The 18,115-nt window shown below is 57.8% G+C and carries 18 protein-coding genes and 1 riboswitch; of the genes, 9 read left to right on the plus strand and 9 right to left on the minus strand.

The genetic code is table 11. The annotated features are described in order from the left end of the window. Positions 1-323 precede the first annotated feature (323 nt). Complete coding sequence (locus K7H21_RS01465) at positions 324-629, plus strand: LysR family transcriptional regulator (protein ID WP_004126236.1); 306 nt, start codon at positions 324-326, stop codon at positions 627-629. Here the strand turns inward: K7H21_RS01465 and K7H21_RS01470 are convergent. From K7H21_RS01470 to K7H21_RS01505, 8 genes are all read right to left on the minus strand, one after another. Further along, the gene (locus K7H21_RS01470; RefSeq protein ID WP_004126233.1) at positions 595-1,608 is read right to left on the minus strand and encodes a magnesium transporter; all 1,014 of its coding nucleotides are present in this window, start codon (positions 1,606-1,608) and stop codon (positions 595-597) included. The two genes, K7H21_RS01465 and K7H21_RS01470, sit on opposite strands and share 35 nt — an antisense overlap. Before the next feature lie 56 nt (positions 1,609-1,664). Next, a riboswitch (M-box (ykoK) riboswitch) is annotated at positions 1,665-1,848 on the minus strand. A gap of 165 nt (positions 1,849-2,013) precedes the next feature. After that, positions 2,014-2,430, minus strand: a complete 417-nt coding sequence (nikR, locus tag K7H21_RS01475) for a nickel-responsive transcriptional regulator NikR (RefSeq protein ID WP_142471494.1) — start codon at positions 2,428-2,430, stop codon at positions 2,014-2,016. A 5-nt stretch (positions 2,431-2,435) separates the two neighbouring features. Next, the gene (nikE, locus tag K7H21_RS01480; RefSeq protein WP_004126231.1) at positions 2,436-3,206 is read right to left on the minus strand and encodes a nickel import ATP-binding protein NikE; all 771 of its coding nucleotides are present in this window, start codon (positions 3,204-3,206) and stop codon (positions 2,436-2,438) included. Further along, positions 3,206-3,967 carry a nickel import ATP-binding protein NikD gene (gene nikD, locus K7H21_RS01485; RefSeq protein WP_004126230.1) on the minus strand — a complete coding sequence of 254 codons (762 nt, stop codon included), beginning with the start codon at positions 3,965-3,967 and terminating at the stop codon, positions 3,206-3,208. Before nikD ends, nikE begins: the two co-directional genes overlap by 1 nt. After that, on the minus strand, positions 3,967-4,800 hold the full coding sequence (gene nikC, locus K7H21_RS01490) for a nickel ABC transporter permease subunit NikC (protein WP_049113783.1): 834 nt from the start codon (positions 4,798-4,800) through the stop codon (positions 3,967-3,969). Before nikC ends, nikD begins: the two co-directional genes overlap by 1 nt. After that, positions 4,797-5,741, minus strand: a complete 945-nt coding sequence (gene nikB, locus K7H21_RS01495) for a nickel ABC transporter permease subunit NikB (RefSeq protein ID WP_049113782.1) — start codon at positions 5,739-5,741, stop codon at positions 4,797-4,799. Before nikB ends, nikC begins: the two co-directional genes overlap by 4 nt. Further along, positions 5,741-7,309, minus strand: coding sequence for a nickel ABC transporter substrate-binding protein (nikA, locus tag K7H21_RS01500; protein WP_223035525.1), 1,569 nt, complete (start codon positions 7,307-7,309; stop codon positions 5,741-5,743). Before nikA ends, nikB begins: the two co-directional genes overlap by 1 nt. 301 nt (positions 7,310-7,610) lie before the next feature. Further along, on the minus strand, positions 7,611-8,471 hold the full coding sequence (locus K7H21_RS01505; protein ID WP_223035526.1) for a LysR family transcriptional regulator: 861 nt from the start codon (positions 8,469-8,471) through the stop codon (positions 7,611-7,613). Between the two features lie 97 nt (positions 8,472-8,568). On the opposite strand from K7H21_RS01505, the gene K7H21_RS01510 reads away from it, so the two are divergent. From K7H21_RS01510 to arnF, 8 genes are all read left to right on the plus strand, one after another. Continuing rightward, the gene (locus tag K7H21_RS01510) at positions 8,569-9,075 is read left to right on the plus strand and encodes a phenolic acid decarboxylase (protein WP_025106840.1); all 507 of its coding nucleotides are present in this window, start codon (positions 8,569-8,571) and stop codon (positions 9,073-9,075) included. Positions 9,076-9,474: 399 nt separating this feature from the next. Then, entirely contained in the window at positions 9,475-10,614 is a 1,140-nt protein-coding gene (gene arnB / locus K7H21_RS01515; protein ID WP_004126209.1) for a UDP-4-amino-4-deoxy-L-arabinose aminotransferase, read from the plus strand. Between the two features lies 1 nt (position 10,615). Then, positions 10,616-11,599 (plus strand): undecaprenyl-phosphate 4-deoxy-4-formamido-L-arabinose transferase, encoded by a 984-nt coding sequence (arnC, locus tag K7H21_RS01520; protein ID WP_004126208.1) that lies wholly within the window; start codon positions 10,616-10,618, stop codon positions 11,597-11,599. Then, positions 11,596-13,581, plus strand: a complete 1,986-nt coding sequence (gene arnA / locus K7H21_RS01525) for a bifunctional UDP-4-amino-4-deoxy-L-arabinose formyltransferase/UDP-glucuronic acid oxidase ArnA (RefSeq protein WP_004126207.1) — start codon at positions 11,596-11,598, stop codon at positions 13,579-13,581. Before arnC ends, arnA begins: the two co-directional genes overlap by 4 nt. Continuing rightward, a complete protein-coding gene (gene arnD, locus K7H21_RS01530; RefSeq protein ID WP_004126206.1) occupies positions 13,578-14,480 on the plus strand; it encodes a 4-deoxy-4-formamido-L-arabinose-phosphoundecaprenol deformylase in 903 nt (300 codons plus the stop codon). Before arnA ends, arnD begins: the two co-directional genes overlap by 4 nt. Further along, entirely contained in the window at positions 14,480-16,135 is a 1,656-nt protein-coding gene (gene arnT / locus K7H21_RS01535) for a lipid IV(A) 4-amino-4-deoxy-L-arabinosyltransferase (protein ID WP_223035527.1), read from the plus strand. The genes arnD and arnT overlap by 1 nt, the downstream gene beginning before the upstream one ends. After that, a complete protein-coding gene (arnE, locus tag K7H21_RS01540) occupies positions 16,132-16,470 on the plus strand; it encodes a 4-amino-4-deoxy-L-arabinose-phosphoundecaprenol flippase subunit ArnE (RefSeq protein WP_004126204.1) in 339 nt (112 codons plus the stop codon). The genes arnT and arnE overlap by 4 nt, the downstream gene beginning before the upstream one ends. Further along, positions 16,470-16,853: a 4-amino-4-deoxy-L-arabinose-phosphoundecaprenol flippase subunit ArnF gene (gene arnF / locus K7H21_RS01545; protein WP_004126203.1), complete on the plus strand. Its 384-nt coding sequence runs from the start codon at positions 16,470-16,472 to the stop codon at positions 16,851-16,853. The genes arnE and arnF overlap by 1 nt, the downstream gene beginning before the upstream one ends. On the opposite strand, the gene K7H21_RS01550 is transcribed toward arnF, so the two are convergent. Then, positions 16,850-17,899 (minus strand): AI-2E family transporter, encoded by a 1,050-nt coding sequence (locus tag K7H21_RS01550; RefSeq protein ID WP_087828578.1) that lies wholly within the window; start codon positions 17,897-17,899, stop codon positions 16,850-16,852. The genes arnF and K7H21_RS01550 overlap by 4 nt on opposite strands. Positions 17,900-18,115 lie beyond the last annotated feature (216 nt).

The raw sequence follows: 18,115 nt of genomic DNA on the forward strand, positions 1-18,115 counted from the left end.
CATGGGGTGTGCCATAAATTAATATTGTGCGAATTAAATTTTCAACTACATGATAAATATTCAGTTTTTTTATTTTTGTTTTTGCGGCTGAGTGATGCTCTTCACATATTAAGATAGTGCTGTGGGTTGGGATATTTAATTTTGAAATGGTTGAAATGCAAAATTAAATGAGGCGGCTATTCGCCTCACATTTTCTGTTGTTGATGCAAAGTAAAGGTTTGTTTGTATCCATTGACATTGTTCAGCGGACAACTTAAAACGTCAGGGTGACGTTTTCTCAAGGGGAATTATTGCCAGTGAATAAACTACAGCTGGAGATATTCATGCTTATGGTTCAGGAGGGGAATATTCATTGCGTATCTCAGCGGCTAAGTATTGAACCCTCTTCGATAACAACCAGCATTTGTGCGCTTGAAAATGCGCTGGGTTTCAATCTTATTAAGCGCGGCAGGAATATCAGAAAAGTTATCTTAACGGAAAAAGGGCACGCGTTTTATCGACTTGCCCCAGAGTTACTGAGATTGCTTAATGTGATTGCGGATATTCGGGCAGGAATAAAACAGCCCGGCAAATCTTTCCCGCCGGGCAAGATAATCAGTTCAGCCCAAGGAAATACTGGGCGATTTTGAAGTAGATAATCAGTCCGGTACCATCGATAAGGGTGGCGATAAACGGCGCTGAAACTACCGCCGGGTCGATACCGACGCGTTTGAGCGTCAGGGGGATCACCGACGATACCACCGCGCTCCACAGGGTAATACAAACCAGCGTCAGGCTGACGATCAGGGTGATCTCCATGCCGATGCCCATCATCCAGGCGCGCAGGCAGCCCGCCAGACCGAGCGTAATGGCGATCAGCAGCGAGGTTGAGACCTCTTTACGGATCACGCGCCCCATATCGCGCAGCCGCACTTCCCCGAGCGCCATGGAACGCACGAGGGTGGAGGTGATCTGCGTCCCGCTGTTGCCGCCGGTACCAATCAGCAGCGGAATGAAAAAGGCCAGCGCGATAGCTGACTCCAGCGCCTCTTCAAAATGCTGTAACACGCTGCTGGTGTAGGCTTCGGCGACAAAGAGCAGCAGCAGCCATACCGAACGTTTTTTCCATAGCGCCCACGGGCTGGTTTCCAGATAGGGCTTTTCCAGCGGCAGCGTTGCCCCCTGGCGCTGAGCATCCTCGGTCACGTCATCCTCCAGCAGATGCGCAATCTCTTTTTCCATCAGGCAGCCGACCAGCTCGCCCTTTTCGACCACCGGCACGAGATCGAGCCCGCGCTCGGCCAGTTCGGCGACCACCTGTGGACGCGGGTCGTCAGGCCTGACGCGAAACAGGCAGCTATCCATTAAATAACGAATGGATTGTGCGGCATCGCTCTCCTGCAGCAGCTTTTTTATCGATAAGCTGCCGCGCAGTTTTTTTCCGGCGACGACAAAAACCTGGCCGGGGATCTCATCGCTGGCCAGCTGAGAAACAAACAGCTCGCGGGCTTCATGCACGCTAAGATGTTCCGGCAGGGTGATGAAATCGGTACGCATGTACTGGACGATCGCGTCGCCGTCGAAAGCCGAGGTGGCGTGGTGTGCGGCGCGCAGTTGAATGGAAGACATGGTGTAATTCCCTATAAAAAATCACTCATAGGGGCGAACAAGACAGGATGAGCACAGGCAGATCCCTACGTCCTGGTTTTAGCACTGCACAACGTATCTGTCCGGCATGAACGCCGTCAGAAGTTACCTTGGCAACACCTTGATTCGATGGAAGCCTGTATTTCCCTGAGTGGTCTCTCTCGATACCAACAGGGCGGTAACTTATGTTTATGCAGGAGCCTCGCCATAACGAGATCGTTAAATGAGACGTGATTATTAGCGAAGTGAAATAATTAACCAAACGTATAATTCATGTTGTTTATTAATCGTTGAGAAAAACCGCTACGAGGCGCATGGGCCAACGAGCCAGCATGATAGCGTTAGCTCCGCTCGCGAGTTAAAAAGCCGTTTATCGCCGCGCACAGTTTATGAGTGGGGGGATTCCTTCTCCGTCGGCAGGCACTGCAAATGGCCGTGGCGCACGCCGCGCTGGGCGATAACGTCATCGGCAAAATGCTGAACGTCGCCCATATCGCCTTTCAACACGGCGATTTCGAGACAATCATCGTGGTTGATATGGACGTGAAGGGTGGCGACCGAGAGATCGTGGTGGTGATGCTGGGTGGAGACTAAACGGCTGGCGAGATCGCGTTTCTCATGCTCATAAACATAGGAGAGGACCGCGAAGCCTTGGGTACCTTGCTCCTGAGTGGTTTCCTGGGCCAGCGCGCCGCGCAGAATATCGCGGATGGCTTCGGAGCGATTGTGATAGCCACGGCGCTGGCTGAGGTTATCCAGCATGTCGAGTAAATCGTCATCGAGAGTAATCGTGATACGTTGCATCTGTTTTAAACCTTATTGCGGCGCACGGGAAAGGCAGGAAGTACCGCATTTTGTAACATGCGGCCGGCACTGGAAGAAAACGTTAATTTATCGCCCACGGCCTGTATCTCAACGATTTGCCCCTCATCCATCACCATCACCCGCTGGCAAAAGCGCTCCACCAGACGTAAATCGTGGGTGATAAACAGGCAGGCGGTGCCAAACTGCTGCTGGAGTTTTTTGAGCAGACCAATGACGTCCGCCTGGAGCACCAGGTCGAGGTTAGAAACCGCCTCGTCAAGGATCAGCAGCTTCGGTTCTACCGTCAGCGCGCGCGCAAGGCAGACGCGCTGCAGCTGTCCGCCGCTCAGCTGCGGGGGGCGTTTATCCAGCACGCTATCGTCGAGATCCACCGCTTTGAGCATTGCGCTTGCCCGGGCCAGCTGCTCCGATTTGGTCAGCGACAGCAGATGACGCATGGGTTCGCGCAACATTTCGCGTACCGTTTTACGCGGATTCGCCGCGCTGATGGCGTCCTGGAATACCATCTGAATATCCCGCCGGAACGCCTTTTGCTTAGCGCGATTGAGCCGGGAGAGCGGTTCTCCCCGCCAGCAGACGCTGCCCTCAGTGGGCGATTCCAGGCCGACGAGCAGGCGCGCCAGGGTACTTTTCCCGCAGCCGCTGCGTCCCAGCAGGGCTACGGTTTCGCCGCTTTTCAGCGCCAAAGATACCTCTTTTAGCACCTTTAAATCGGTATATTGATGGGTAATCGCGGATACGCTCAGTAATGTCATCAGGCCAGCTCCAGACCATAGAGGGCGAGATGCGCCGCCACCAGACCGCGGGTGATGCTGTGCTGCGGAGCGCTGAATATTCTTTCCACATCGCCCTGTTCCACGATGCTGCCGCTATCCATCACCGCCACATCGTCCGCCAGCCGCGCCACAACACCCATATCGTGGGTGACCAGCAGCATCCCGGGCCCGCGCTTTTGCATAATGCCTGCCAGCAGATCGAGAATGCGCGCCTGGGCCACCGCGTCCAGATCGGTGGTCGGTTCATCGGCAATGATAAACGGCGCCTCGCATAGCAGCGCCATGGCAATCATCATCCGCTGCAGCATGCCGCCGCTCATCTCGAACGGATAAAGCTTCAGGACGCGCCGCGCCTCCTCCAGCCCAACGGCTTCCAGCACCGCGATAAGCGCGGCGTCGTCTGCGGGTTTACCCAACGCCCGGCAGGTCTCCCGCGCGTGGGCCGCCATGGTGTGCAGCGGATTAAAGGCGCTGCGCGGGTTCTGCATAATGGTGGCGATTTTGCTGCCGCGCAGTTCGCCGGGAGAAACCGTCTGGCCGTCGGCGAGAATTGTTCCCGCCGTTTGCCGCACGCCGGGAGGCAGAATGCCCAGCGCCGCCGCGCAGGTTAGCGATTTTCCGCTGCCGCTGCCGCCAACCAGCGCCAGCACGCGCCCGCGTTTGAGCGTCAATGATACGCCGTGCACCAGCGGACACTCGGCCTGTAAGACGATGTTTTGCAATGTAATTTGTTGCGGCATTAGTGGGCGTGCTCCGCGATAAGATGAGGATCCAGGCGATCGCGGAGCGCGTCGCCCACCATGTTGAAGGCCATGACGGTGATAAACAGCGCCAGTCCCGGCCAGAACATTTGCAGCGGCTGGGTCCAGATATACTGGCGGGCGTCGTTAATCATCACTCCCCACTCGGCGGTGGGCGCGGTGACGCCGAGGCCGAGGAACGACATCCCGGCGACGTGCAGCATCATATGCCCGATATCCAGGGTCGCCAGCACTAGCAGCGACGGAATGACCGCCCCGGCCAGATGGTCGACAAATACCCGTACGTGGCCCGCCCCGGAAAGCCGCGCGGCGAGCACAAATTCGCGCTGGCGCAGGGAGATCGTCAGGCTGCGCACCATCCGCGCATACCATGCCCAGTGCGACAGGGCGATGGCGATAATCACGTTGGTCAGCCCGGTTCCCAGTACTCCTACCATAAAGAAAGAGAGGATTGAGGTCGGGAAGGTCATAAACATATCCGCGACGCGCATGGTGGCCTGATCGACGCGGCCGCCGATAAGCCCGGCGCTGCCGCCGACGATGAGCCCCAGCGCCAGCACCAGCAGCAGGCATGCCATCACCGAGCCAAGCGATACGCGGGTCGCCGCCAGCAGGCGCGAGAAGATATCGCGCCCCAGATGATCGGTGCCGAGCCAGTGCTGTCCGCCAGGCGGCAGCAGGCGCGAAGGCAGATCGATGGCCTGCGGATCGTACGGCAGCCACCACTGGCTGGTGAGCGCAACGATCGCCAGCAGGGCGATGATGAGCAAGGATATGCGGACTGACCCGCGTGAAGAGAAGAAGAAGTTCACGAGCGCGCTCCTTCATGGCGGCGAATGCGTGGGTCCAGCGCGGCGTTCAGCAGGTCAACCATCAGGTTACAAACCACAAAAACGATCACCATCATCAGGGTAAAACACTGAATGACCGGGTAGTCGCGGTTAAAAATCGCCGAGACGGCGTAGCGGCCCACGCCGGGCCAGGCAAAGATATTTTCGATAATCATCGTGCCGCCAATCAGCTCGCCGATGTGCATTCCCACGGCGGTAATCATCGGCAGCGAGGCGTTGCGCAGAATATGGCGACGCTCGGTTTGCTTAGCGTTCAGGCCGCGCAGTCTGGCCCAGGTTACGTGACGCTGTCCGGCGACTTCCAGCATGCTGGCGCGCAGCAGACGGGCGTTGATCGCCAGCGACATAAAGGCAATCGACACCGCAGGCAGAATGATGTGCTGCCAGCCGCCATAGCCCATCGCCGGCAGCCATTGCAGGTAAACCGAAAAGAACATCACCAGCAGGAAAGCCAGCCAGAAGTTGGGCATCGACACGCCGAGAAAGGCGATGATCCGCACAATAAAATCCGGCAGGCGGTCGCGGTGCCGCGCCGCCCAGATGCCGAGCGGCACGGAGGTGAGGAGGATCAGCACCAGCGCGGCCCCCGCCAGCTGCAGCGTGGCGGGCAGGAAGCTCAGCATATCGTCCAGCACCGGGCGCTGGGTGGCGAACGAAACGCCAAAATCCAGCTGCAGCGCCCGCCACAGCCAGCCGCCGTACTGGACGATAAGCGGCCGATCCAGCCCCAGCATCGCGCGGGTCGAAGCCACCATTTCCGGCGTCGGCGGCAGGTTTGACAGGCGCAAATAGTCCAGCGCCGGGTCACCGGTGCCCAGGCGGAGCATTAAAAAGATAATCACCGAGGCGGCGAAGATCATCGGTATCAGCAGCGCAACCCGCCGCAGCGCGTAACGTAACATCAGGGTTTCACCGGCTTAATCTGTTCAAACGGAATCTCAGACGCGATCGGCGCATAGGGGATCGCGCCCAGCTCCGGTCTGGCGACCACCATCATCGAGACGTAGCTGATGGGTAGGTAGACCGCATCGTTGTGCAAACGCGTGAGAATGTCGCGATACAGCGCCTGACGCCGCGTTTTGTCGGTGGTTTCCAGCACCTCGCCAATTTCTTTATCAATAATCGGTTTGTCGGCTAATCCCTGTTGCGCCTGAAAATCGGCGTGCGACGGCACGCGCATCGAACTCATAAAGGCGTGCGGATCGTAGGGTGCGCCCCAGGTACGGTTGAAAATCATGCCGAAGCGACCATCGCGCTGGCGGGCATAAATACTGCTCTCTTCCTCGCCGACCAGCGCCACGTCCACGCCAATCTGGCGCATATCGGCCTGAATGATTTCGGCCATCGATTTGCTCAGCGCGTCGGTGCCGATAAACGACAGTTCAACGTGCAGCGGTTGGCCGTTTTTCTCGCGAATATCTTTTCCCGCAGGCAGTACCCAGCCCGCGTTTTCCAGCAACGCCTTCGCCTGCTGCGGATCGTACCGACGCGGCTTCAGGCCAATATCGGCATAGGGCACGGTAGGAGCGAACAGCGTATCGGCAACCTGCTGAGTGCCGTACAGGGCGTTATCAATCAACGCTTTTTTATTCACCGCAAAGTTCAGCGCTTCGCGCACCGGGAGCTCATTAGTGGGGGCCCTGGCGGAGTTCAACGCCAGCATCACCGTCTCTATCGGCTGGGAAAGCTGGGTACGGTAGGCCGGGTTGTGGCTGAAGCGGGCAAAGGTGTCGAGCGGCAGCAGCCCTTCGTTGCCGTAGAGCAGATCAATATCGCCGGTTTCAAACGCCACCGCGCGGGTGGTCGGGTCCGGGATCACCTTGACGGTGATCTTTTGAATTTGCGGCTTTTCACCCCAGTAGCGGTCATTACGCACCAGCACGTCATACTGATTGAGTTTTGATTCCTTCAGTACCCATGGACCGGTGCCAATCGGCGCTTTAATGCCGCGCAGGGTCTCATTGTCTTTGAACTGCGACGGAGCGATAAAGCGGAAAGGGCGCGGCAGCGACAGCTCCTGTAAGAACGGGTAATAGGCGCTTTTCAGGGTGATTTGCAGATGGCTTTTGTCGAGCGCGTTGACATCGACGATCTGATTGACCAGCTCCAGCCAGGCGTGGCGCTGGCGGTTATCGAGCACCACGCGGAAGTTCTCCACGGCGGCATGAGCGTCAAACGCTTCGCCGTTGGAGAATGTTACATTATCGCGCAGGGTGAAGGTCCAGACTTTGCCATCCTCCGAGTGCGTCCAGCTCGTGGCCAGCCAGGGCTTCACCGAGCCATCCGCCTGATACTTCACCAGCGGTTCATACACCATGCTTTGGGCGTACATCTGATTGGGCGTGTAGAGGTGCGGGTTGAGCGGTCCCACGTTAACCGGCCATGCGGTGGTGATATCATTCGGCGCGGCACGGGCCAGCAAACAAACGCAGGCGAGTAGCGCCAGCAGCGTGGTGCGGATAATAGACAAGGCTTTTTCTCAGCGACAGGAAAGTATGACGATTTTAATGATTCATCATACTTTCGGCGTAAGCTGGATCAATATAGCGCCTGAAAGTATAAGAAAAAGATATAGTTCCTTTGGCTGTATGAGTTTACGAACCCGCCTGCAGCCTGGCTAAACGCAGCGCAAAGCCGGGAAGCATCAGCTTCGGCACATTTCCCGGAGGCGATGCTGCGCATCTGTCCGGGCTACCAGATCCGCAGACGGCGGGGAACCTGTAGAACCTGTAGCCCGGCTAAGCGCAGCGCGAGCCGGGTAAACAAGCCCATCAGGGCGTTCTGAACAGATCCAACAGCGTGGCGACCTGCTCATCAATGGGCGTTAAATCACGCTTCACGATCAGGTGAAGCGGCGTTGCCCGCCGCACGCCGTGTCCTAACGGTAGCGCCTTCAGTACCCCCTCTTGAAGCTGTGGGCGAATCCGCTCTTCCGGCAGCCAGCCGAACCCGACCTGATACAGCACCGCATCGATAGCGGCATCAATAGTGGAGAAGGTCCACGCGTCGCGGGCGGACTGCGGATCGTTGCTGCGGTCGGCGATGCGCACCAGCGGCCAGGGAGTAAGCGCGTTATCGTCCAGCGGCCCTTCAAGGGCGGATAGCGGATGATCGCGATGGGCGACGGCGACAAAATCAATATTCATCAGCCATTCGCCGCGGCCGGTAATATCCTGACGGCGTGTCAGCACCATCACGTCCGCCTCGCTGCGGGCCGGATGCTCTTCCTCAACGTTTTCCAGCACTTCGGTCAGCCTGACCTGGGTTTGCGGGTAGCGCTGCTGAAACTGGCGCAGAATGGCGAATAGCCGCTGGCGTGGGAAAATGCTGTCGACCACCAGATCCAGCCGGGTCCGGGCGCCGTCTCGCAGGGTGGCGGCATGGGTTTCGACGTAAGAGAAGGCCTGCAGTAGCGGCTTAACCTGACCGAGCAGCAGCTCGCCTGCCGGGGTCAGCACCGCGCGGCGGCCCGATGGCGTCAGCAGCGTGACGCCCAGCCGTTCCTGCAATAGCGCGAGATTATAGCTCACCGACGACTGGCTGCGGTGGGTCTCGTCCGCCGCCTTTGCGAAGCTACCCAGCTCGACAACTTTCTCCAGCAGCGCCCATTGTTCCAGCGTAGTCTTGTGCATAATCCATCTAAAAAGTGAATGAGTTTAATCCAAACATAGCGTTATTCATCCATTTTTTAAAGCAGTATGCTTGTTCTCAACAAACAAAGGAGAACAGATTATGAGCACATTCGACAAACATGACCTGAGCGGTTTTATCGGCAAACATCTGGTTTATACCTATGATAATGGCTGGAACTACGAAATTTACGTTAAAAACGGCACCACTTTGGATTATCGTATTCACAGCGGTATCGTCGCGAATCGTTGGGTGAAAGATCAGCAGGCTTACATCGTTCGCGTCGGCGAAAGCATCTACAAAATTTCCTGGACCGAACCGACCGGTACCGACGTGAGCCTGATCGTTAACCTCGGCGATAAACTGTTTCACGGCACCATCTTTTTCCCGCGCTGGGTAATGAATAACCCGGAGAAAACCGTCTGCTTCCAGAACGATCATATTCCGCTGATGGTCTCTTATCGTGAAGCCGGTCCGGCTTATCCGACAGAAGTGATTGATGAGTTTGCTACCATCACTTTTGTGCGCGATTGCGGCGCGGATAATGACGAAGTGATTAATTGCCCGGCTAACGAATTACCTGACAACTTTCCTGCCAACCTGTAATCATTTTGAAATAGTTTCGTGATTCGACTGGATTTTTTATATTTGCTGAACCATGTTTAAAGGCTGTTTATGAGAATCTGGTTGAGCATCCGTTTACTTTTCAGCAATGCGTTCCCGCTATTTCGCCGTCCGGCGGGAACGCTATAGCGCCTTTTTCTGCGATAAATTCCACTCTATCTCAATGATTTTTAACGAAATCATTATGCATATCTAATTAATATTAATTTCTTAATATTATCCTAAGCAAAGCTGACTAAATTTAATAACATCTGAATACAAAATAATGAAATGCGCCCTCGGGCTGATTTCGCTTTCATTTTCATTTTGTTTAGGTCAGCAGGTGCAGGATATTTCTTATCGACCCGGTTTTTCGCGGGTCATTCACAGAACAGGAACATGATGAGCGATTTTTTGCCGTTTTCGCGCCCGTCGATGGGCGACGCAGAGCTGGCTGCGCTGCGTGAAGTTTTGCAATCGGGCTGGATCACCACTGGACCGAAAAATCAGGCGCTGGAAGAGGCGTTCTGCACGTTAACCGGCAACCGTCACGCCATCGCCGTCAGTTCGGCGACCGGCGGCATGCACGTCACGCTGATGGGGCTGGGTATCGGTGCGGGCGATGAAGTGATCACCCCTTCCCAGACCTGGGTCTCCACGCTGAACATGATCTGCCTGCTCGGCGCGACCCCGGTGATGATCGATGTCGATCCCGATAACCTGATGATTACCCCCGAAGCGGTTGAAGCGGCAATCACCCCGCGAACCAAAGCAATTATCCCTGTGCACTACGCTGGCGCACCGGCGGATATTGACGCTATTCGCGCGATTGGCGAGCGTCACGCTATTCCGGTGATTGAAGATGCCGCCCACGCGGCGGGGACGTACTACAAAGGCCGTCACGTCGGCTGGCGCGGTACCGCCATTTTCTCATTCCATGCGATCAAGAATATGACCTGCGCCGAAGGCGGGCTGGTGGTGACCGATGATGACGAGCTGGCCGCGCGCATTCGCAGCCTGAAGTTCCACGGCCTCGGCGTTGACGCTTATGACCGCCAGACTCTGGGCCGCGCCCCGCAGGCAGAGGTGATTTCGCCGGGCTTTAAATACAATCTCGCGGATATCAACGCCGCGCTGGCGCTGGTGCAGCTGGACAAGCTCGCCCACGCCAATCAGCGTCGCGCCGCCATCGCGCAACGCTATCTGCGCGAGCTGGCGGATACGCCCTTCAGGCCGCTGGTGGCACCGTCGTGGGAGCATCAGCACGCCTGGCACCTGTTTATTATCCGCGTTGATGAAGCCACCTGCGGCATCAGCCGCGATGCGCTGATGGAAAGACTGAAGGCCATGGGCATTGGCACCGGCCTGCACTTCCGTGCGGCCCATACGCAAAAGTATTACCGCGAGCGTTTCCCTGAAGTTTCATTACCGCATACGGAATGGAACAGCGCGCGCATTTGTTCCATTCCGTTGTTCCCGGATATGACCGATGACGATGTCACTCGGGTCATTTCCGCACTGCACCAGCTGTCAGGACGTTGATATGTTTAGCTATCCTCCCGTGAAAAAGGTCTCGGTCGTTATTCCTGTGTATAACGAACAGGAGAGCCTGCCGGAGCTTATCCGCCGCACCGACACCGCCTGCGCGACGCTCGGACGGCAATATGAAATTCTGCTGGTCGACGACGGCAGCAGCGATGACTCGGCGCGGATGCTCACCGAAGCCGCCGAGGCCGAAGGCAGCCACGTGGTGGCGGTCCTGTTGAACCGCAACTACGGCCAGCACTCGGCGATTATGGCGGGTTTCAGTCACGTTACCGGCGACCTGATCATTACCCTTGATGCCGACCTGCAAAACCCGCCGGAAGAGATCCCGCGCCTGGTCGAGAAGGCCGACGAGGGCTACGACGTGGTCGGTACCGTGCGCCAGAACCGCCAGGACACCTTCTTCCGTAAAAGCGCCTCGAAGATGATCAACCGCCTGATCCAGCGCACCACCGGTAAAGCGATGGGCGACTATGGCTGCATGCTGCGCGCCTATCGCCGCCATATCATCGACGCGATGCTCAACTGCCATGAGCGCAGTACGTTTATCCCGATTCTGGCGAACACTTTTGCCCGCCGGGCGGTTGAGATCCCGGTGATGCACGCCGAGCGCGAATTCGGCGATTCCAAATACAGCTTTATGCGCCTGATTAACCTGATGTACGACCTGGTGACCTGCCTGACCACCACGCCGCTGCGCCTGCTGAGCCTGTTCGGCAGCGTCATCGCTCTGCTGGGCTTCGCCTTCGGCCTGATGCTGGTTGTGCTGCGTCTGGTGTTTGGTCCCCAGTGGGCGGCGGAAGGGGTGTTCATGCTGTTCGCGGTGCTATTTATGTTTATCGGCGCCCAGTTCGTCGGGATGGGCCTGCTCGGGGAGTATATCGGCCGCATCTATAACGATGTCCGCGCCCGCCCCCGCTACTTTATTCAACGTGTTGTTCGCCAGCCGGAAACGGCATCTCAAGAGGAAGATCGTTCATGAAAGCCGTAGTCTTCGCTTATCACGATATGGGTTGTGCAGGTATTCAGTCTCTGCTGGATGCCGGTTATGACATCGCCGCTATTTTTACCCATCCGGATAACCCTGGCGAAAACCATTTTTTTGGCTCCGTGGCGCGTATTGCCGCTGAGCAAGGCATCCCGGTATGGGCGCCGGAAGATGTGAATCATCCGCTGTGGATCGAACGTATCCGTGAGATTAAACCGGACGTGCTGTTCTCGTTCTACTACCGCAACCTGCTGTGCGATGACATTTTGAATATTGCGCCGCAGGGGGCTTTTAACCTGCATGGTTCACTGTTGCCGAAATACCGCGGCCGCGCGCCGCTGAACTGGGTGCTGGTGAACGGTGAAAGCGAAACTGGCGTAACGCTGCACCGTATGGTTAACCGCGCGGATGCCGGCAATATCGTGGCGCAGAAAAGCGTCGCGATCGGCGCGGATGACGCGGCGCTGGCGCTGCACCGTAAACTCTGCGCCGCAGCGTCGGATCTGCTGGCACAGGCGCTACCCGCCATCCGCGACGGTAAAACCGAAGAGCGCGTCCAGGATGAAAGCCAGGCGACTTACGTCGGTCGCCGTACGCCGGAAGACGGTCGCCTCGACTGGGAACATTCGGCCCAGACGCTGCACAACCTCGTCCGTGCGGTCTCCGATCCGTGGCCGGGCGCGTTCGGCTACGCCGGCGCAAACAAGTTTATCGTCTGGAAATCCCGCGTGCGCCACGATCTGGCCGCCGCCAAAGCAGGGACGGTGCTCTCCGTTGCGCCGCTGGTCGTCGCCTGTCAGGAAGGGGCGTTAGAAATCGTTACCGGGCAGACCGAGCGCGGCGTTTATATGCAGGGTACCCAGCTGGCGCAGGCGCTTGGCCTGGTTGCCGGCGCGGTGCTGAGCAGCAAACCGGTGGTGGCGATTAAGCGCCGTACCCGCGTGCTGATCCTCGGGGTGAACGGCTTTATCGGCAACCACCTGACCGAGCGCCTGCTGCAGGACGACAACTACGAGATTTACGGCCTGGACATTGGCTCCGACGCTATCAGCCGCTTCCTCGACAACCCGCGCTTCCACTTCGTTGAAGGCGATATCAGCATCCACTCCGAGTGGATCGAGTACCACATTAAGAAGTGCGATGTGGTCCTGCCGCTGGTGGCGATTGCCACGCCAATCGAATATACCCGCAACCCGCTGCGCGTATTTGAGCTGGATTTCGAAGAGAACCTGAAGATTATCCGCGACTGCGTGAAATACGATAAGCGCATCATCTTCCCGTCGACCTCGGAAGTGTACGGCATGTGTACCGACAACAACTTTGATGAAGATACCTCCAATCTGGTGGTCGGGCCGATTAACAAACAACGCTGGATCTACTCGGTTTCCAAGCAGCTGCTGGACCGCGTGATCTGGGCCTACGGCGATAAGAACGGCCTGAAGTTTACTCTGTTCCGCCCGTTTAACTGGATGGGGCCGCGCCTCGATAACCTTAATGCCGCGCGCATCGGTAGCTCTCGCGCCATCACCCAACTGATCCTCAACCTGGTCGAAGGTTCGCCGATCAAGCTGATTGAAGGCGGTAAGCAGAAGCGCTGCTTTACCGATATCAGCGACGGTATCGAAGCGTTGTTCCGCATCATTGAGAACAAGGACGGCCGCTGCGACGGGCAGATCATCAACATCGGCAACCCGGATAACGAAGCGAGTATCAAAGAACTGGCGGAAATGCTGTTGGCCTGCTTTGAACGCCATCCGCTGCGCGACCGCTTCCCGCCATTCGCCGGATTCCGCGAAGTGGAAAGCAGCGATTACTACGGTAAAGGCTACCAGGACGTCGAACATCGTAAGCCGAGCATTCGCAACGCGAAGCGCTGCCTGAACTGGGTGCCGACGGTGGAAATGGAAGAGACCGTGGAACATACCCTGGACTTCTTCCTGCGTACGGTTGAACTGACGGACAGCGGCAAATCATGAAACAGGTCGGCTTACGCATAGATGTCGATACCTTTCGCGGTACGCGGGACGGGGTCCCGCGACTGCTGGCTCTGCTGAGCCAGCACGGGATTCAGGCAAGCTTCTTTTTCAGCGTCGGGCCGGACAACATGGGGCGTCATATCTGGCGCCTGGTAAAGCCGAAGTTTCTGTGGAAGATGCTGCGCTCAAAGGCCGCGTCGCTATACGGCTGGGATATCCTGCTGGCCGGCACCGCCTGGCCAGGGCGCAGGATCGGCGCGGGTAATGAAGAAGTTATCCGCGCCGCCGCGCAGGAGCATGAAGTTGGCCTGCACGCCTGGGATCACTATAGCTGGCAGGCGTGGAGCGGCGTCTGGCCGCAGGAAAGGCTGACGCTGGAGGTTGAACGCGGGCTGCTGGAGCTGGAGCGGATTATCGGTCGCCCGGTAACCTGTTCCGCCGTTGCTGGCTGGCGCGCCGATCAGCGGGTGATCAAAGCCAAAGAGGCTTTCGATTTCCTCTATAACAGCGACTGCCGGGGGACCGGGCCTTTTCTGCCGCAGCTGGGGAACGGGGCGCCGGGGACCGTGCAGATCCCGGTGACCTTACCGACCTGGGATGAAGCGGTGGGAAACGCGGTGGATATTGCGGGCTTCAACCGCTATCTGCTGGACTGCATCCACCGCGACGCGGGGACGCCGGTCTATACCATCCATGCTGAAGTGGAAGGCATCGCCTTTGCGGATCAGTTTGATGAACTGCTGACCATGGCCGCACAGGAAGAGATCCAGTTTTGCCCGCTAAGCCAGCTTCTGCCCGCCGACTTTAGCGTGCTGCCGCGAGGGAAGGTGGTTCGTGGTGAACTGGCCGGCCGGGAAGGCTGGCTTGGACGTGAACAATTACTCAATTCGGGTGTTTGATGAAAAGCATTCGCTACGGCGCCTCTCTGGTCGCCCTTTTTGTCCTCTACTATTTACTGCCGCTCAACTTCCGCCTGCTCTGGCAGCCTGATGAAACCCGCTACGCGGAGATCAGCCGCGAAATGTTGGCGACCGGCGACTGGGTAGTGCCGCATTTCCTCGGGCTGCGCTACTTTGAAAAACCGATTGCCGGCTACTGGATCAACAGCATCGGCCAGTGGCTATTCGGCCACAATAATTTTGCCGTCCGCTTTGGGGTGGTGTTTTCCATTACCGTCACCGCGCTGCTGGTCGCCTGGCTGGCATGGCGTCTTTTCCGCGATAAACGCGTCGCGATCCTGTCGCCGGTGATCTTCCTGAGCGCGCTGCTGGTCTACGGTATCGGCACCTACGCGGTGCTCGACCCGATGATCACCATGTGGATGGCGCTGGCGATGTGCAGCTTCTGGGGCGCGGCGCAGGCCCAAAGCCACGGCGGCAAAATTCTCGGCTATGTTTTACTCGGCGTGGCCTGCGGGATGGGGGTGATGACCAAAGGCTTCCTCGCGCTGGCGGTGCCGGTGGTCGGGGTACTGCCGTGGGTGATTGCGCGTAAGCGCTGGCGCGAAGTGCTGACTTACGGCTGGCTGGCGGTGGGCGTCTGCGCGCTGGTGGTGCTGCCGTGGGGGCTCGCCATCGCCAAACGCGAGCCGGACTTCTGGCGCTACTTCTTCTGGGTGGAGCATATCCAGCGTTTCGCGGAAAAAGATGCCCAGCATAAAGCGCCGTTCTGGTACTACATTCCGTTCCTGATTGCCGGCAGCCTGCCGTGGCTGGCGCTGCTGCCGGGGGCGCTCAAGCGCGGCTGGACCGAACGCGATGAGTCGCGCGGCGCGCTCTATTTGCTCGGATGGGTGGCGATGCCGTTCCTGTTCTTCAGCATTGCTAAGGGTAAACTGCCAACCTATATCCTGCCCTGTTTTGCTCCCCTGTCGATTCTGATGGCGCGCTACGCGCTGGACGCCGCGAAGGCGGGGGCGAAGGCGCTGAAAATTAACGGCGCGATCAACCTGGCCTTTGGCCTGATTGGCCTGGTCGCCGTGCTGGTGGTTTCGCCGTGGGGCTTTATGCACAAGCCGGTATGGAGCCATATTGAGCTCTATAAATGCCTGCTGGCTGCGCTGATATTTGGCTGCTGGGCGCTGATGGGCTGGCTGGCGATGAAGGACAACGGCCGCCGCTGGACCCTCGCCTCCTGCTGCCCGCTCGGGCTGGCGCTGCTGGTGGGCTTCGCTATCCCGGATCGGGTGATCGACAGCAAGCAGCCGCAGTTCCTGGTGGATATCGTCAGCGAATCGCTGACCCCGAGCCGCTACGTGTTGACCAATAACGTCGGTATCGCCGGCGGGCTGTCGTGGGAGCTCAAGCGCAGCGATATCATTCTGTTCGACAAGCAGGGCGAGCTGAAGTACGGTCTCTCCTGGCCGGACGCGCAGCGCCAGTTTGTCGATCAGGCGCATTTTGCTGACTGGCTGGCGACACACCGCCAGCAGGGCCCCGTCTCGCTGGTTCTGCTGATGGACAAAGGAGAAAGTATGGCTGATTTAGCGCTACCGAAACCAGATAGCTCCTACGAGCTAGGGCGCGTGGTGTTTATCCAGTATCTGCCGCAATGAGCGTGTGGATCTGTCTGGTTTTCGCCAGCCTGCTGAGCTGCGCTGGACAGCTGTGCCAGAAACAGGCCACCCGCCCATCCAAATCCGGGCGGCGCGGGCGCCATATCCTCGGCTGGCTGGGTTTAGCGCTGCTCGCTCTGGGCTGCAGTATGCTGCTGTGGCTTAGCGTGCTGCAGTCGATCCCGGTCAGTATCGCCTACCCTATGCTAAGCCTGAACTTTGTCTGGGTGACCCTGGCGGCGTGGGGGATCTGGCGCGAGCCGGTCGCGCGTCGCCACTGGATTGGCGTGGGGCTCATCGTCGTCGGGATCGTTATTCTGGGGAGCCGTATCTGATGGGCTTAATCTGGGCGTTATTCAGCGTCGGCCTGGCGAGCGGCGCGCAGCTGCTGCTGCGCAGCGCGATGGTCGAGCTCCCGCCGTTGACGGAGATATTCACCTTCCTCAACCATCTGCTGCATCTGCGGGCGGGCACGTTTGGCCTGGCGTTTGGGCTTATGGGTTACCTGCTGTCGATGGTCTGCTGGTACTTCGCCCTGCATCGACTGCCGCTGGCGAAAGCCTACGCGCTGCTGAGCCTGAGCTACATCCTGGTATGGGCCGCCGCCATCTGGCTCCCCGGCTGGCATGAGCCTTTCCACTGGCAATCGCTGCTGGGCGTGCTGCTGATTGTCGCCGGGGTGCTGACGATCTTCTGGCCGGTGAAGCGGCAGGGCTAGCCCGGTAGCCTGCTTTTGGGGCGACCGGGCCCGAGCAGGATGGCTAACTTACTGCCGCCCCTGGTGGTCTCCATCCATATTTTACACACGCTGGTTAACGGTACCGACAGCAGCATTCCCACCGGGCCAAGCAGCCATCCCCAAACCAGCAATGAGAGGAAAACCACCAGCGTAGACATGCCCAGCCGGTGGCCCATCATGCGGGGTTCGAGAATATTGCCGATAATCATGTGCACGACTAAAAAGAGCGCGCCGACCAGCAGACACTCATAATACCCGTTAAAAAGTAACGCCTGGATCATCGGCGGGACGGCGGAAATCACCGAGCCAATGTTAGGCACATAGTTCAGCAGAAAAGCCAGCACGCCCCACATCAGCGCAAACTGTACCCCCATCAGCATCAGTCCTAACCAGACAATCACCCCTGTCCACAGGCTGAGCAGCGTTTTCAGCGCCAGATAATGCGAAACGCCTTTTAACGCCCGGTGAAGACCGGCGATGTGGATTTGCGGGTTGTTGAGGGCAAAACGGAGCTTATAGGGCACATGACGGACTTCAAAAAGCATAAATACTACCGTCATCACCAGCAGAACGACGCTGGCCATAGCGCCGGACAGCCCGGTCATCAGGGTGGTCGTGAACGTCATCAGCTTGTCAGAGTCTATGCGTTGTAGCATACGCTCCGGGGACATGTGAATATGCAAAAACGGCAGCGCCTCCTGCAATCGCAGGACTTTTGCCGTCAGCTCTTTATTATATTTTGGCATCATGGCGACAAATTCGTTAACCGACGCGGCCAGTACGCCAATTAACGCGGTGAGCACGATCAGCATCACCACCACCACGATAGTAATGGCTGCCGGGCGACGCACGCCGCGGCGAATAAACCAGGTGACCAGAGGGTTGAGGACAATGGCGAAGAACAGCGCCAGTAATAACTGCACGATGATATCTGCCGCGGCGTGAATACCGGCGAGGATAACCACCAGTGACGCCAGTTTGAGCAGAATATGCATGCCCGTTTTATCGGGCTGAGGGGTTGTCATTCACTCTTCCTTTCTATGATTTTCATTAAGAGCCCACTCCATTAGGGCTATTTTACTTGCCATTTTGAACACGGGCAGTGCTCGACAAAATACGAAAGTATTTTGAACGCCCTTCAGGGCGGCCCGGAGGGCGAGCGTAGCGAGTCAATCCTCACGTACTCCGTGTACGCTCCGGTTTCTGTGCGCTGTCCGTGTTCAAACTGCCTGCGACAATAA

Origin of the sequence: Klebsiella sp. CTHL.F3a, from assembly GCF_019890895.1 — a bacterium.
GTDB classification, from domain to species: Bacteria; Pseudomonadota; Gammaproteobacteria; order Enterobacterales; family Enterobacteriaceae; genus Klebsiella; species Klebsiella grimontii.